Annotated in this window: 12 protein-coding genes and 1 tRNA gene; 3 read left to right on the top strand and 10 right to left on the bottom strand. The window is 58.1% G+C overall.

Going from position 1 to position 15,985, the window contains the following annotated elements; all coding sequences use genetic code 11:
- Window positions 1–684: 684 nt before the first annotated feature.
- The 3 genes from M5R41_06130 to M5R41_06120 form a co-directional block, all read right to left on the bottom strand.
- Window positions 685–757, bottom strand: a tRNA-Met gene (locus tag M5R41_06130).
- A 95-nt stretch (window positions 758–852) separates the two neighbouring features.
- Entirely contained in the window at window positions 853–4,107 is a 3,255-nt protein-coding gene (locus tag M5R41_06125) for a CHAT domain-containing protein (protein ID MCZ7555964.1), read from the bottom strand.
- Window positions 4,108–4,429: 322 nt separating this feature from the next.
- Entirely contained in the window at window positions 4,430–5,221 is a 792-nt protein-coding gene (locus tag M5R41_06120; GenBank protein ID MCZ7555963.1) for an SDR family oxidoreductase, read from the bottom strand.
- Window positions 5,222–5,343: 122 nt separating this feature from the next.
- Here M5R41_06120 and def point away from each other — a divergent pair, with 122 nt between their 5' ends.
- Window positions 5,344–5,904 carry a peptide deformylase gene (gene def / locus M5R41_06115; protein MCZ7555962.1) on the top strand — a complete coding sequence of 187 codons (561 nt, stop codon included), beginning with the start codon at window positions 5,344–5,346 and terminating at the stop codon, window positions 5,902–5,904.
- A gap of 30 nt (window positions 5,905–5,934) precedes the next feature.
- Window positions 5,935–6,864 (top strand): methionyl-tRNA formyltransferase, encoded by a 930-nt coding sequence (gene fmt, locus M5R41_06110; GenBank protein MCZ7555961.1) that lies wholly within the window; start codon window positions 5,935–5,937, stop codon window positions 6,862–6,864.
- A 127-nt stretch (window positions 6,865–6,991) separates the two neighbouring features.
- On the opposite strand, the gene M5R41_06105 is transcribed toward fmt, so the two are convergent.
- Together M5R41_06105 and M5R41_06100 are read right to left on the bottom strand one after the other, a co-directional pair.
- Window positions 6,992–7,957 (bottom strand): PfkB family carbohydrate kinase, encoded by a 966-nt coding sequence (locus tag M5R41_06105; protein MCZ7555960.1) that lies wholly within the window; start codon window positions 7,955–7,957, stop codon window positions 6,992–6,994.
- A 435-nt stretch (window positions 7,958–8,392) separates the two neighbouring features.
- Window positions 8,393–9,523: a glycosyltransferase gene (locus M5R41_06100; GenBank protein MCZ7555959.1), complete on the bottom strand. Its 1,131-nt coding sequence runs from the start codon at window positions 9,521–9,523 to the stop codon at window positions 8,393–8,395.
- 70 nt (window positions 9,524–9,593) lie between these two features.
- Between M5R41_06100 and M5R41_06095 the strand changes: the two genes are divergently transcribed.
- Entirely contained in the window at window positions 9,594–10,439 is an 846-nt protein-coding gene (locus M5R41_06095; protein ID MCZ7555958.1) for an alpha/beta hydrolase, read from the top strand.
- A 47-nt stretch (window positions 10,440–10,486) separates the two neighbouring features.
- On the opposite strand, the gene M5R41_06090 is transcribed toward M5R41_06095, so the two are convergent.
- The 5 genes from M5R41_06090 to M5R41_06070 all read right to left on the bottom strand — a co-directional run bounded on the left by M5R41_06090 (window position 10,487) and on the right by M5R41_06070 (window position 15,873).
- Window positions 10,487–11,722, bottom strand: a complete 1,236-nt coding sequence (locus M5R41_06090) for a YCF48-related protein (GenBank protein MCZ7555957.1) — start codon at window positions 11,720–11,722, stop codon at window positions 10,487–10,489.
- Between the two features lie 300 nt (window positions 11,723–12,022).
- The gene (gene sucC / locus M5R41_06085) at window positions 12,023–13,234 is read right to left on the bottom strand and encodes an ADP-forming succinate--CoA ligase subunit beta (protein MCZ7555956.1); all 1,212 of its coding nucleotides are present in this window, start codon (window positions 13,232–13,234) and stop codon (window positions 12,023–12,025) included.
- A gap of 204 nt (window positions 13,235–13,438) precedes the next feature.
- Window positions 13,439–14,644: a dipeptidase gene (locus M5R41_06080; GenBank protein ID MCZ7555955.1), complete on the bottom strand. Its 1,206-nt coding sequence runs from the start codon at window positions 14,642–14,644 to the stop codon at window positions 13,439–13,441.
- A 110-nt stretch (window positions 14,645–14,754) separates the two neighbouring features.
- Window positions 14,755–15,687, bottom strand: a complete 933-nt coding sequence (locus M5R41_06075; protein MCZ7555954.1) for a hypothetical protein — start codon at window positions 15,685–15,687, stop codon at window positions 14,755–14,757.
- Window positions 15,688–15,873 carry a histone H1 gene (locus M5R41_06070; GenBank protein MCZ7555953.1) on the bottom strand — a complete coding sequence of 62 codons (186 nt, stop codon included), beginning with the start codon at window positions 15,871–15,873 and terminating at the stop codon, window positions 15,688–15,690.
- Window positions 15,874–15,985: the final 112 nt, after the last annotated feature.

The following is a 15,985-nucleotide window of genomic DNA, read 5'->3' as shown; positions in this document are numbered from 1 at the left end:
GGTTCCCATTTTTCCTTAAGTTAGCGCCTTTGGGGCTGGTCCGCCTCCGGCGGAAACCAATCAGCCCAGGCTGACCAGGCGGAGTAATGAGCCCGACGAACGATTCATTGTTCCACTGTAGCCGGGAAACGAACAAAGAAAGGCGACCATTGCTGATCGCCTTTTTGTAGCGGGGGCTGGACTTGAACCAACAATCCGCCTAGGCGGAGTAATGAGCCCGACGAACGATTCATTGTTCCACTGTAGCCGGGAAACGAACAAAGAAAGGCGACCATTGCTGATCGCCTTTTTGTAGCGGGGGCTGGTCCGCCTCCGGCGGAAACCAATCAGCCCAGGCTGACCTGTGCGGAGTAATGAGCCCGACGAACGATTCATTGTTCCACTGTAGCCGGGAAACGAACAAAGAAAGGCGACCATTGCTGATCGCCTTTTTGTAGCGGGGGCTGGACTTGAACCAACAATCCGCCTAGGCGGAGTAATGAGCCCGACGAACGATTCATTGTTCCACTGTAGCCGGGAAACGAACAAAGAAAGGCGACCATTGCTGATCGCCTTTTTGTAGCGGGGGCTGGACTTGAACCAACAATCCGCCTAGGCGGAGTAATGAGCCCGACGAACGATTCATTGTTCCACTGTAGCCGGGAAACGAACAAAGAAAGGCGACCATTGCTGATCGCCTTTTTGTAGCGGGGGCTGGACTTGAACCAACAACCTTCGGGTTATGAGCCCGACGAGCTACCAATTGCTCCACCCCGCGGTGGATTTATAATATACGGTACTGGGCTGCCGAAAGCAAGCGAAATTCTTGAAAACAGACTGTCGCGTTCGCATGGTGTGTTGATGAAGATGTCGTCATTCTCCTACCAGCACGAACGGCGCCCAGATCCGCGGATCGGGATATTTGATCCGAAGCTCGGAACGTGCGGTGCGCAGGGCTTCGCTGGTGCTCATTCCGGAAAACCATGCGGCATAAAACGCGCTCATCAGTTCAGCGGTTGGTTGGTCCGGGACTTTCCATAAACTCATCAGCAATGACGATGCACCGGCGATGAAAAAGGATCTCTGCAGCCCGAAGACGCCGTCGCCGGTGGTGATGTCGCCCAGAGCGGTTTCGCAGGCGCTCAATGTCACCAGTTCCGTTCCGCCGAAATCGAGACGACTGATCTCCAGCGCGGTGAGAATGCCGTCCTCGTCCTTTTCTCCGACGGGTCCTCCGCTCCAGGCGGCATTGGCCCGCGCCAGGATCAGTCCGGAGCGCAGCAACGGATGCCTCTCGATGCGAAAGCTCTCGCGCCCGCGGGTGTTCTCCATGAGGGTGGTTGATGCAGTTGCCTCGTCGCTCGGTGCGGGGAAAAAGAATCCGTGTGTAGCGATGTGCAATATCCTGACATCGGTGGAGGACAGCGATTTGACAGTGTGCTCCGATGCTTCGTCACCTTCGGCAATGCGTGTCTCAACGCCGTTTTCTCTGCAGATGCCGGCGATCCGGTGCAGTTCGCGCTTGGTACCGGGTAATGGAGCCCAGATGCTGTGAAGCCGGGTGCTCTGTCCGGACGCCGAAGTTCCGAATTCAGGATTTCCGATCAGGACACAGCGCGATGCGGTTGGATCGCGTTCGGGGATGGAGGAGGGATGACGTGTGAGCAAACCCTTCAGGCTCACATGCTGGCGTAATTCCAAAACCGCGTCAAGTACCGCGGGTTCACCGGAAGCGCTGCTGACGAGAGCAGCAAAGGCTACGCGATGGAGGACGCCGTCCGGGATGATCACGCAGCGGCGGATATTACGCAAAGAGCCAGCCAGGGGATCCCAGATGAGTGCGCCGAGTTTCAGCATCTTCTCGTCTTCGGGGAGCAAGGACAGAACTTTCGCGTCCAACGGTGTTACGAGCGCTCTTTGCAACTCGCCCTCGCTGCATAGGGGCACGAGAAGCGGCGGAGAATCCGCCCGCAGTACGATAGCCACGAGACCACGGGTGCTGTCCGACTCTCCGGCGGGGGTGAACAGGTAGATGATCATCGCCTCGTCGCGCCGCAGGGCACGCTGCACCTCGCGCCATCCGGCGTCGTTGAGACGACGCTGCCTCATATACCCGGCACTGAAACTCCGCAGCGCGGCATCCAACGAATCAATCTCACGGAGCAAGCGCTGGCGTAGCGCGAGTATCGCCTCCGCAGGCGGCTTTGTTGCCAGCGCCGCGTAGCGCTCACGCGTGTCGTACAATCGTTGCGCGAGGTCGGCTTCCTGTTGTCGCCCCCGTACACCACGGTGTATCCGTGTCTGTTCGGCAAGGATTTCGCCTTTGAGGTGCATCAGCGCAGTGAACAGTATTTCCGCCGCTGAGGGATTGGTGGTGCTGCGGGCCCATCGCGCAATGATTCCCAGATTTTTCGCGGCGAAGCGCTCGTAGAGTTGGAGTTGTCTTTGTTCACTTTCGAAATCGAACGAATCGCGCAGCCGACGCGTCGTACCCTCGGCGAGGAGGCGCATCACATCCGGAGCGTCGGCATCGTCGGGATGACGCTCACACCATCTCCCCATAATCTGAAAACAATCGAGCATCTCGATGTGCCAGGGATCGTACCAGCGACGGAGTTCCGCTTCGGCTTGCCGCAGGTGGACGATAGCGGCCGAGTCCCGCCGCATCGCCAGTTCCACCGAAGCGAGATTCCGCAACAGACGTGCGTGCAGAGGATGTCCGGGTCCGGAGAATTGCTCACTGAGGGTGAGCGCGCGGACGATGTGTGCGTACGCGTCTTCGTATCGTCCGAGATCCCTGTACACCATCCCGAGATTGCTGAGCGGGGCGGCCAGTTCGCCCGAGTTCTCACCGAACGCGCGGCCATACATTTCCACCGCGAATACGAGCAGCGATTCGGCTTCGGCGTAACGTCCGAGTTCGGAATACATCGAGGCGAGGTTGCTGGCCGCGCGCGCTTTGAAGTGCTCCACATCGGCCCAGCCGGAAACGTCCATCAGCTCCATGGCTTTCTCGACGAGGGTGGCGGCTTCGTCGTAACGCTCCCGATTCGCAAGGAACGATGCGGTGTTGTTCGTGACCATCGCCTGATACATAGGCCGGTCGGCGTCCGGAATACGCTCAGCGCTGCGAGCCGCCTCATGGAAATAGGATTCAGCCTCCGCGTCGCTCCCCAATTCCGCGCATGCTCCTGCCAGACTGATGTATGTGTAGAACACGAGGATTGCATCGTAGGACGCGCCAGGTCGCGTTACAGCGGAGAGTATGTCCCGCAGTATGCGATGTGCATCATCGAAGCGCGCCACAAACATGTAGTACGTGGCCAGATCCTGCATGGCCGCAAGAGTGCGTTCGGACTGACCACCCAGAATCTGACGCAGCATGCTGTATGCGCGCAGGTATGCGCGCTCCGCCCCGTCAAAATCGTGCGACCGGTAGAGCGCGTCCGCATACCAACCAAGTGCTTCGGCCGAGCTCGCGGTGTCCCGCGCCGCAAGCTGCCACGCAGCGGATTCCGAGAAGGCCTCGGCAGCCTTTTCGGGTTTCAGGGCACGCCGCTGCAACAGACCGAGAAAGAGGTACTGTGACGCGGTGAGCGCCGCCGGAGGCTGCTCAAGCCCCGTGAGCACCGCGATGCTTTCGTGATACAGCAGTTCGGCTTTTTCATACAACCCGGATTCATACAACTGGTATGCAAGATTGCCGAACAGACGCCCGGCCCAGGCGCTGCGGCAGGGCACGGGAAGCGTGCGCAGGGCGGCAACAGCGCGTTCGAGAATCGCGGTGGATTGCTCGCGATCCGTCATCCACAACGCTTCTGAGACGCATGCGAGCGCTTCGATATACAGTGGGTGTGAGGTATCCTCAAGTGCATGTGCGGTGAAGGTCAGCACCGAATCGGCCGCTGCCCGGTACTCCGCGATGTGTCCGGGCGTCGGCGCCGCAGCCAGCCGTGCGGACAACATGTCGAGCCGTTCGAATGCCTCCAGACAGGCAACCGAGTCCCTGGCACTGCGAAAATGCGATCCGGGATCCGCAATACAGCCCGTGCGGGGGTCCTGGGCCGACAGCCGCGACGGCAGGAGAACAAAAAGGAACATCGCCGCAGCTGCAGCGAGGTGCATCATTGTCACGGTGCAACTTCTATTCGCAGGGGAATGCTTCAAACGAGGTCCGTATCCTTGAATCGTTCTCAAGGTAACGGAAATCGGCGTACTATTCAATGTGCGGGTGGTCGCCGCAAGGGACGAAAGGAATCAGTAAACGGTTTTATCGCGGGTTATATTCTCGCGGTGCGGCCTTAGGGTTGCGTAAACTGTCCGGGTGCGTCGAGTCGCAGAGATACCGGCGTGGATGTCGTAGTCCTTCCTGAAAACATCGCCACCGGTTCTTTCACTGTGCCCTGTTTCGACGGCCGAACATCGAAACTCCGCTCTCATGCATCGTCTCTCACATCGGGCCGCGATTGAGGCCTCCGTCCACCGTAATGGTCGTTCCGGTGATGTACGAGGCGGCGTCGCTGGCCAGGAACACCGCGAGATTCGCGACTTCATCCGGGTGGCCGATGCGGCCCATGGGAATGGAGGCGGTGATCTGTTCGCGTATATCCTCGATGGTGACACCAGCTTTTTCGGCGCGGTCGGTGAAGAGCTGCGTCTGACGTCCGGTGCGTATATAGCCGGGTGCGATGTTGTTGATGGTGATACCGTGCTTTGACACTTCGTCGGACAGCGTCTTGGCCATGCCGGTCACGCCGGCGCGGAAGGTGTTGGAGAGCAGAAGACGCGCGACGGGCATCTTTACGGAAATACTGGTCACGTTGATGATGCGTCCGAATTGCCGCTCGATCATGCCTGGCAAAAATGCCCTGATCAGGCGCACTCCGCTCATCAGCGTACGGTTGTAGCCGGCCAGCCACTGTTTCTCGGTCATGCTGAGAAAATCTCCGGGAGCAGGTCCGCCATTATTCGTGACGAGAATGTCGACGCCGCCGAAGGCCCCGAGGGTCGCCGCAGCGGCGGCTTCGATATGTTCCGGGAGATCCAGATCGGCGGGTACGAAATGAACATCCGCCTGCACTCGCGCCCGAATCGCGTTCGCGGCGGCGATGAGTTTTTCTTCCGAACGCGAACACAGCATGACGTCGCATCCCTCCAGAGCCAGGCCTTCCGCGATAGCACGTCCGATGCCTTCGCTGGAGCCGGCGACGAAAGCACGTTTTCCTTTCAAACCGAGTTCCATGACGTTTTGCCTTCCTCTATAAAATTTTCGTGAGTACATTTATAATTGCATATGCGCGAAGGTACGATTTTTCGTGCTGCGAAGAAACGATATACGAACAGACTGTTTCCGGAAATACCGTCATGGCCATTCTTCCCATCTATCCGTACGATGCAAAAGTGCTGCGCGAGGAAACGCGCCTTGTCGAAAGACCGGGTCCGGAGCTGACGCAACTCATCGTAGATATGTTCGAGACGATGCATCAGGCAAGCGGCGTGGGGCTCGCGGCGAATCAGGTCGGAGTCGGCTCGTCTCTTTTCGTCATGGATCTTACTTCCGTCGAGGGCTATACCGAATCAACTCCCCTCGTGATGATCAATCCCGTAATCACGGATCTCTGGGGCGACGAAATCACCTACGAAGAGGGGTGCCTGAGCGTACCGAACTTGCGCGAGGATGTCACACGGCCCGAAAAATTGCACATTCGGTATAAGGACGCAAATTTCGAAGATCAGGAGATGGAAGCCGGCGATTTTCTCGCGCGGGTGATTCAGCACGAATACGATCACCTCGATGGCATCTTTTTCACCGACTATCTGAAGGGGTTGCGCAAGCGTCTCGTTGTTCCCGCGCTCAAACGGATAAAGGCGGGTGAAGAGAAAGCGGATTACGTTATGGCGAAAAACGTTGAATTCGCCGACTGACATGCTGCTTCAACCATCGGGCTCTGAATAATGCGCATCGTGTTCATGGGTACGCCGCAATTCGCGGTGCCGTCTCTTCTCGCCTTGCATGACGCCGGTTTCGAACCCGTCACCGTCGTCACCGCTCCCGATAAGCCTCGTGGCCGCGGTCAGCAGATGAGCGGCACAGCGGTGAAAGACGCAGCGACGCGACTGGGGATTCCCGTGCTGCAGCCGGATTCAATGCGTGACGAGCGTTTCGCGGACGAGCTGCGCGCCCTTGCTCCGGACCTTTTCGTTGTCGTCGCCTTTCGTATCCTCCCGGAGTCCGTCTTCAACATACCGACCTACGGCAGCTTCAACCTGCACGCCTCCCTGCTCCCGAAGTACCGCGGCGCGGCACCCATCAACTGGGCTCTCATCCGGGGAGAGAAGGAGAGCGGGGTGACAACCTTCTTTCTGAAACCCGCGGTGGACACGGGAAATATTATCCTGCAGGAGCGCACGGAACTGCACGACGATATGACTGCGGGTGAATTACACGATTGCCTGATGACGCTTGGCGCGGATGTCGTACTGCGCACCGTGCGCCGTATCGAGACCGGCAACCTGATCACACAGCTGCAGGACGATGCGCAGGCGACACCGGCACCGAAAATTTTCAAGGATACCTGCCGCCTTGACTGGACACGTCCCGCCCGTGACGTACATAATCTCATCCGTGGACTCAGTCCCTATCCCGCCGCGTGGACGCATCACCGCGGGAAGTTGATAAAAATTCTTCGATCGCAGGTGCTCGAAGAAGAGAGCAGTGGCGAGAGTGGCGCACTGCGGATTGACGCCAACGGCCTTCAGGTACAATGCGGTCGCGGTTCGCTCGCGATACTCGAGCTCCAGCAGGAGGGCAAGCGAGCGATGGGTGTGGAAGAGTTCCTTCGAGGATATCGCTTCACCGCCGAAAGAGAAGTTCTGGAAAGCTGAAAGCTGCGCGGAGGTTTCGGACTTCGCCGCCTCCTCGTGCGTCGCCACCGGTGGCGCGAAGTACTTGCGGATGTAAAAAAAACGGCGGAACACCTGTTCCGCCGTTGTCGTACCGCAGCGACGTGATTTACACGTCTTCAAACGCCTTTCCGAGCATTTCCTGCGTAATCTCACCGGGAGCGGGTAAAGCGACGAGCGACCCGGTACGCGCCAGCACATAGCTTGAGACGGTATTGGCGAAATACACGGCGTTCGGCATGGATTTCCCCTTGTTCATGGCGTAGAACAGTGCCGCGTGCCATGCTTCGTCCGCACCCGACGGGTCCACGACGTCTCCCTCGACAGCGGGGACACGCACGACTTTTACGCCGTCAGAGAGCAGGGAACCCTGCTTGCCGAGGTTCATGATAACGGTGCGGCAACCCATATCGTGATAGTGTTTCAGGTAGTCTTCCTTTGTTCCCTTCCCGAGCAATGCTTCGGCATCGTCCAATGTGGGTGTGAGGATATCGGCGAACTGCAAGGTTTTCTTGATCGTCAGCAGCGCTTCGCTTTTGCTGGCCCACTGCGTGGGATCAAAATGCGGCTGGAAGACGGTAGTGCTGTCCCATTTTTTTGCAAGGCGCAGCATTTCGAACAGACTATGCCGCGCGGGATGCTTGATCAGGATAAAGCCGCTGCCGAACACGATGCGTGAGCTCTGTGCCTGCGCCACATGTTCCTTGGTGTTGTGCAGCTGCCAGTCTGCAAGCCGGTAATAGGTGGACTGCGCCAGCCGTCCCTTCTTCGCGCTGAAACGCAAACTCGTCGGGTGCTCTTTAGAGAACTGCATCGTGCCGGCTTCCACCTTGTGCTGACGCAGCGTGTTCTGCACGTAGGTTCCGAGAGCGTCGGCACCGACGCAGGCGATGCAGTTGGCTTTACCGCCGAGCATGGTGTAGTATATGGCCGTCAGTGCGGCCGAACCGGCTATGCGCCGTTCGAATGCTGGTGCTTCCGGAAGCGTGTTGTCCTCCGCGTGCAGTTCGACATAGGCTTCCCCGACTGTCGTAAGATCGAACAGCACCGGTGGTGGTGTTTTTACTTCATTCATCCCTGTAGTCCTCATCATTGATGTTTGTCTGCTGAGGTGATTTGAACGTCCATCGCTGAATATACGATAGGATGAAACATACGCAAAATGTGCGATCGATGTTTGCTCTCTTTGTGCACGGGATTATGGCGGTGCCTGAAACGTTCAAGCTGAAACGATGTATGCGGACGGACACCAATGGATGCGGATTCTTTCGGAGCCTCTCCAACACCGAGGACGATGGAAGTGCGTTTCGGGTAAAAAAACGGGCGATTCATGAAACGCCCACATTCGGTCACAAAGTGGGCGATGCATAAACCACCTGCATTCGGCTGAAAAGGGTCGACGTGTAGCGCACGGTGTTGTTCGCTTCTCCCAAACCAAGCATCCGCAAAGACCCGGTTTCAACCACGGCATCGGCGAAACCGCCGAAGCTGCCGCTCAACTACCATCAACTCATTCGGAAACAGCATGCGCCGTCAATCGCCATTCCTGCCAGGCATGTGTTACGAATTGCCGGATCTCATCCGCAAAGCGCTCCCGGCTGAAACCCTCCGCATGTCTGCGTATGGCCGCTGCGTCGAAGGTGTGTCTGTCGAAGCGTTGCATCGCTGCAATGAGGGATGCCGTCGTTTGCTCGTTGAAGAGCAGTCCGGTCTGCCCATCGCGCACGGTCTCCGTCGCCCCGCCTCGGCCGTATGCGATCACGGGTCGTCCAGACGCCATCGCCTCCACGGGGACAATACCGAAGTCCTCCTCGCCGGGGAAGAGCAGTGCACAGCAACTGCTGTAGGCGGCCGCAATTTCTTCGTCCGATACCCAGCCGTCGAAACGAACGGTCGGCCCCGCCATTGCGCGCAGCTTTGACGCTTCCGGTCCGTCGCCGATGATGCGTAGTTCTTCTCCGAGCGCATTTGCGGCCTCGATGGCAAGGTCCACGCGCTTGTACGGAACGAGCGCGGAAACGACCAGGAAACCCTTTCCGCTTCCCGCTCCGATGGTGAAGCGCTCGACGCTGACCGGCGGGTGAATCACGGTGGCGTCTCGATGGTAGTGCCGTACGACGCGGTCGGCAATGTACGCGGAATTCGCGATGAAATGATGTACACGCGAACAACTCCGAACGTCCCAGCGCCGTATCCGTGCGGCGATGAGTCGAATCACCGCGAGTGCGACGCTGCCGGTACTGGCCGCATTGAAATACTGATCGAACATATCCCACACATAGCGCATCGGTGTGTGTATGTAACTGATGTGTAAGGCATGTTTGTCCGGGCGCACACCTTTGGCGACGGCATGGGAAGAAGAGAGCACGAGATCGTATCCTCGAAGGTCCATGCGCTCTATCGCCAGCGGAAAGAGGGGAAGAAAATGTCTGTACCGCCGCTCTATGCCGGGGATGCGCTGGAGGAAACTGGTAACGATGCGGCGGGAGGCAAGTGTCGCGCTGAGCTTGTCGGGAATGGCGACAAGTGTGAATACCGGTGCCTCAGGAAACAGTTCACAGAAGACCTCCAATACCTTTTCTCCGCCACGCATGCCGGTGAGCCAGTCGTGCACAAGTGCTATTCGTTGAGGGAGTTGCATATTGTCCGTTGCGGTGGAAGGCGCTACTTTGCTGGAACAAGATAGGCAACACACACAACATAGCATAGGCATGGACAAGAAGGATTTCGCTCTCACCAACAGACACGGGGATCTCATCCGCGGGAACATTCATCCGGCTGAGACAGGGGAAGCCGCTCCCTTGCTCATCATCTGTCATGGATTCAAGGGTTTCAAAGATTGGGGGATGTTTCCTTTTGCGGCCGACACCCTCGCCGCGCACGGCATCTCCGTCCTGCGCTTCAATTTTTCTCTCAACGGGATAGGCGATGACCCGCTGAATTTTACCGCTCTCGACCGGTTCGAGCGGAACACCGCTTCGCGTGAGCTTGAGGATCTCGACGATGTCATCAATGCTGTTGAAGGCGGGGATCTCAGGATAGAGCGCACGGACCCTGCGAAGCTCGTCGTGCTCGGGCATTCGCTCGGCGGCGGAATCAGTGTCGTGAAAACCGCGGAGGATGCACGCATCAGAGCGGTGATTACCTGGGCGGGCGTCAGCACGTTCGACCGCTGGGGACCCAAGATCAAGAAGCAGTGGCGTGAGCAGGGGCGCATGGAAATCCTGAACGCGCGCACGAATCAGCTCATGCCCATGGGGGTCTGCATGCTCGACGACCTGGAAATCAATAGCCGACGCCTCGATATCCTTGCCGCGGCGGGACGTATCCGTCGGCCGTGGTTGATCCTCCACGGCGATCAGGACGTTTCCGTGCCTCTCGATGAGGGGCGGAAACTGTATAGTTCAGCCGATGCGAGCAACACGACCCTGCACGTTATCCCCAATACCGATCATACCTTCGGAGCGGTCCATCCTTTTGCGGGGAGCACCGCCGCGCTGGACAGCGTCCTCGATGTCACCGCAACCTGGCTGCTGAACGAAGCGCGCAAATGGTAAACGGACGGCGAGCGCCGTCCGTTTATTGCTCAAGAGATCTGGCTCTGCTATTCAATAACGAGTTTTCCGGTGATAGCCCGCGCATTCTGCGCGATGTGGAGAATGTAGGTCCCCGCGTTGAGCGCGGATGGCTGCAGTGCAACGCTGTGGCTGCCCTCGACGAGATAGCCATCGAAGAGCGTGGCGCGTGTGCGGCCCAGCACATCCACCGCGGTGATGCGCACATGACCAGCCTCTTCCACATTGAGACGAAGGATGCCGGCTGCAACGGCGTCGTGACGCAAGGGGAGGGGATATTGTTCCAGAATGCGCAGTCCGACCGGTAACGCCGCACCGTCGTGCCGCACCGACATTGTTCCTCCATTGCTGGTGCGGAGTATTGTTCCGTTCCAACCCACCACTGTGCCGATCTTGCTGTTGATGAAGGAGAGACTTTCGAGATTTTGTCCGGTGATGCTGTTCTGCGGGTCCCAGGTTTCTCCGGCATTCCAGGATTCGATGATCACGCCGCCGTAGGCCACAGCGACGAGGTGATCGCGTGTGAGGCTGCGGACACTGGATACACGGTTGGATGCCATGGGTATGGACGCATAAACGAGCTTCCAGTTTCTTCCCTTGTTCGTTGTCTTGATCAGCGTTCCGTTGATGCCCGACATCACGGCGGTGCTGTCGTCGAGGATACACACGGAGCGCAGTTCGAGATCGTCCGGAGAGGAGCGCTTTGTCCAGCTTGCTCCCCCGTTGGTGCTGACGTTGATATCACCCTTGTTTCCGGCCATGAGGCCAAAAGAACCGCGAAAAGCGATTTCGTTCCAGTTGTTAATCCCGGAAGCCTTTTGCTTCCAGGTTGCGCCTCCGTCCGTGGTCTCGGTGACGTACGCACCCTGGCCAATGGCGAGCCAGCGGTTTTCGTCAAAGAAGTGCACATCGTACAGGCCTTTCGTCGTGCCCGTCTGCAATGGTGCCCACGTGGCGCCCGCGTCGGTGGATTTCAGCATTTCTCCGTCATTGGCCGAGATCACGGCAAGAGTGGGGCTATGGAAGCGAATGCGGCGCAGCACGTTTTGCGTGCCGGACGGGACCAGTTTCGAGGATGAGCCGCCGTCGGTGGTGCGGAGTATCACCCCATCCGGACCCACGGCGACAGCGACGGATGCGTCGAGCATCTCGACGCCGAAGAGTACTGTTTCGTCCCCCGTGGATTGATCAAACCAGCCGACTTGTGCGTGTGCGCCCAGAGTGGTCAGCAGGGATATCAGAAGAATGTGGAGCAGGCGTTTCATGGTACCTCGCAGAACAATGGTGTTGCACTGTCAACGGTGGTAATTTATTCGACAGAATCCGTATAGCACAAGTTCGCAGACGACGCGGCGCCATGCCTCCGCAGGATCGGTTGCGGGTACATGGCGGGGAGGCCTGTATTCATTGGATGAAATGGTGATTCACCTGCTCCGGCATCGGTTTCGTGGGTTGCATTAATCTTTTGTAATGCGGATAAATCCCTGTAAGAGAACTGTAATATCGCGCAATCGAAAAAAAAAGCGGAGCATTTCTGCTCCGCTGCTGCTGTACACCTGTCCGTGTCAGTTCCTGGCTGCGAGCGCCTGCGTGACCTGTTCCGCGGCTTCCTTGAAGTTGTGCGCCACCATGAAATTCATACCGGATTTTTCGAGAATGACGGCGGCCTCCTCGGCGTTGGTTCCGGCAAGGCGGACGACGAGAGGAACGTTCAGCTGCTTGAGATTTTTTGCGGCCTGGACGACGCCGTTGGCGATGCGGTCGCAGCGGACGATGCCGCCGAATATGTTGATCAGAATCGCTTTCACGTTCGGATCGCTCAGGATGATGCGGAATCCTTGCTCCGTGGTCTCGGCACTCGCGCCGCCGCCCACGTCGAGGAAATTCGCGGGTTCGCCGCCGGCGAGCTTGATGATGTCCATCGTCGCCATGGCGAGACCTGCGCCGTTGACCATACAGCCGACGTTGCCATCGAGCTTGATGTAGTTCAGGTTGAATTTGGATGCCTCCACTTCCAGCGGAGCTTCTTCGGTGGTGTCACGCATTGCGCCGAAATCGCTGTGACGATACAGCGCGTTGTCATCGAGCGCAACTTTGGCGTCGAGCGCGATCATCTCGCCTTCCTTGGTCAGGACCAGGGGATTGATTTCGAACATCGAGGCGTCGAGTTCCTCGTACGCGTGCGCGAGCTTCATCATGAAGTTGACGGCATTCTTGAACGCCGCGCCGCTCAGGCCCAGACCGAACGCGAGTTCGCGCGCCTGATAGGCCTGGAAACCGATGGTGGGATCGATGACGGCTTTGAGAATTTTCTCCGGTGTTTCTTCCGCGACTTTCTCGATTTCCATGCCGCCCTCGGTGGATACCATCATAATGTTCCTGGACTGTGCGCGGTCGAGAAGCATACCGGCATAGAATTCCTTCGCGATGTTCACTCCCTGCTCGATCAGGACGCGGTTGACGATCTTTCCTTCTTCACCGGTCTGTATGGTCACGAGCAGGTTCTTCAACATTTTCGCCGTGTATTCCTCGACTTCCTTCAGGGATTTCGCGACCTTGACACCGCCATCGAGAATGAGCGCCCGGGTTTTGGGATCATAGATATTTCCCTTGCCACGACCGCCCGCATGTATCTGCGATTTGACGACCCACAGGGATCCGCCGAGCTTCTGCGCGACCTTCACCGCTTGCGCGGGGGATGTGGCGACACCGCCTTGAGGAGTGGGGACGTTGAAGCGTTTCAGAATGTCCTTTCCCTGGTACTCATGAATTTTCATGCGTCTGTCCTTGAACTGATGGTATGTGAATTTCCAGATATGCGGAAAAAATGACGGATCATACAAAGATCGCAAATCCCGGCGAGTGCGCAAAATGTGTGAATTTGCACGCGTGCGCGGTGCGTCGAGAGTGGCCTTGAGCGCGTGTGCGTCGTCACTGCCTCTCGCTCTCCCAACCCCGGCTCTCCGTGAAGAATCCTTCTGTTATTCTTTGCACACCTGCCGGAACACACGCAGGAAATTCTTTCCGAGAATCCCCTCGACTGTGCCTTCGCTGTGTCCGCGCCGCAACAACTCGCGCGTCAGCATTGGAAGCCAGGTGACATCGTGCAGGCCGGCTGGCGCATAGGGGATGCCGTCGAAATCCGATCCCAGCCCCACCGATGCGGCACCAGCGATGCGCACCGCGTGATCGATGTGGTCCGCGACGTCCAGCAGCGTCGGAAGCCCGCTCTTGCGGGCGGAAGCGAGTAGTCTGTCATATTCTTTCAGAAACGCGGTACCACGACGTGGGTGTTTCGCGGCAAGTATATCCAACGCTGTGCAGAGCTTGCGTGTCGCGGCGACTTTGGCGGAGGTCATACCGGAAAGAAGGAAGGGCGGGAAAAAGTTGATCATCACCACGCCACCGCGCTTCGCCACGGTGCGGAGTTGTTCGTCCGTAAGGTTGCGATGATGCGGTCTCAGCGCGGCACACGATGAATGGGAGGCGATCACGGGATTGCGGGTGACGGACAGCGCATCGGCCGCTGCACGAGCGCCTAGATGCGAGATGTCGAGAATGATACCGAGCGAGTCCAGCAGACGCACGAGCCGCTTGCCATGATGGGTGAGACCTATGGATTTCTTACCCGCGGCTTCATCCACTGATGAGGAAGCCCAGTCCACGCTGTAGTTCCAGGTGGGGGCGAAAACGCGCAGTCCTTTTGCGTGCAACTCCCTGATGCGTTCCGGTTTTCCGTCCAGTGCACTGCTCCCCTCGATGCTGATGACTGCGGCCAACGCTCCCGCTGCGGACGCCGCGTCGAATTCCCGCGCCGTTCGCACCAGACGCAGCTGCGAAGGATGCCTTTTCGCGATGGCATGGAGCGAGTCCAGCTGCGCACGGACGCTGATCCAACCATCGCGCACACCCTTCTTCGGATGGACCCAGATGCTGAACACCTGCACGTCCAGTTCTCCCTCGCGGAAACGGGGAAGATCGGAATGTCCGGTCGAGCCCCGCACATCCACACGCGTGCCCGAAACGACGCGTCCCAGTACATCGTTGTGTCCGTCGACCACCACGGCTTCGCGGTGTAGGCGTACGTAATCCTCCTCCTGAGCGTGCATCGGCGTGAATACGACACAGAGCAATGCGGAAAAAAGAGAGAGACGGCGGAGCGGGAAGCGGGAGATGGTTGAACGCATCGTGAGTATTGCCGGAAGCAGGCGAAGGGGATATTTTCTCAATGGTACGACTACGGGATTCGATAACGGGCAGGCATGCACCGTTACGGAGGGAGCGCTCGGACGGTGCATCACGTTTGGGCGAGGAAGGGGAATTTTTCCGCGTACCAGTGTTGCGTGACGTCGAGCCACATCACAAGGCCCTTCCACTCGTCATATGCTGCGTAAAAGCGCTCGATCTCGGCGTCGGACACGGTTGCGCCATTTCCGTGCAGTTTCGAGAATGACGCGCGGCACCAACTGTCGAGACCGAGATAGTCGAAACGCCCGAGCAGTTTGAGGAGATTGCCGGCGGCGTAAGGACCGACTCCTTCGAGTCGCAGCAGTTCCTTGTACAATTCCTCTGCCGGAGCGGTGGATGTTCTGAACGCCTCGATATCCAGCACCCCGGAAGCAACCCGCCTGCTGAGCGCGAGAACATACGGAGCCCTGTACCCCAGTTTGACTTCGGATCGCAGTTCGGCCTCGCTCGCATCGGCAATCGCTTCCGCGTCGGGGAACGCGGGACTGTCGGCGCCGGCGGGCGTGCCGAAACGGCGCACAAGCCGCTCCGTCATGGTTTCCGTGAGCGACCAGGCGCAGTTGGTGGTCAGGACCATTTTTATCACGTCCTCGAAAAACGTCAGGCCGCGGAGCATGCGCCCGGTCTTTTTCTGCGCCATCCATCCGAAACGTGTATCAGGGGAGATACGGCGATAAAACGCGTCGAGCTTCTGATCCAACTGAAACATGCTGCGAATGCTCTGTTGCGCAACGGACCAGTCAGCATCCCGCAGCGCGCCTCTGTGCTCGATGCCGCAACGCATGGAATGATTGCGTTGCGGTTCAAAAGTCAGAACGGCGGTGCGCCGTCGCGGGAGGGTGATCGTGCGGCGGAGCACGTTCGACGATGTATCCAGTGAAAAAGGGAGAAGAGCACACCATCCATGCGAATAGAGGGTGTGCTCATAATGGAACGCCCCGGGAAGCGAGAGATGAATCGGCGAGTGCGTCGCCGGCTTCATTTACTTGCCTTCCTCGGCCTTCTTGATATCCTGAACCTGATTGCGAAGATCCTGGGCGAACTTCTTGAGCTCGTTCATGTGCTTACGCACCCGGGTTCCGGCCGACTTGTTGCCTTTGACGAAAAACTTTTCGAAATCGCCTTCAAACGACTGAACAAGCGTGAGCAAATCCTGGTAGCGATTCATGGTTCCTCCAGTTATGGAAAAGTGAACGTAAGTTGATATCAGCGTGACACTGTAATATACGATACCATTGAAGAATCCAAAATGGCAGAATTGGCGCATGGATGCAAGGTTC

It is taken from the genome of Bacteroidia bacterium (assembly GCA_027493955.1).
GTDB lineage: Bacteria > Bacteroidota > Ignavibacteria > SZUA-365 > SZUA-365 > JAOSJT01.
The sequence above is the reverse complement of the archived record's forward strand: the minus strand, read 5'-3'. Positions and strand labels throughout refer to the sequence as shown.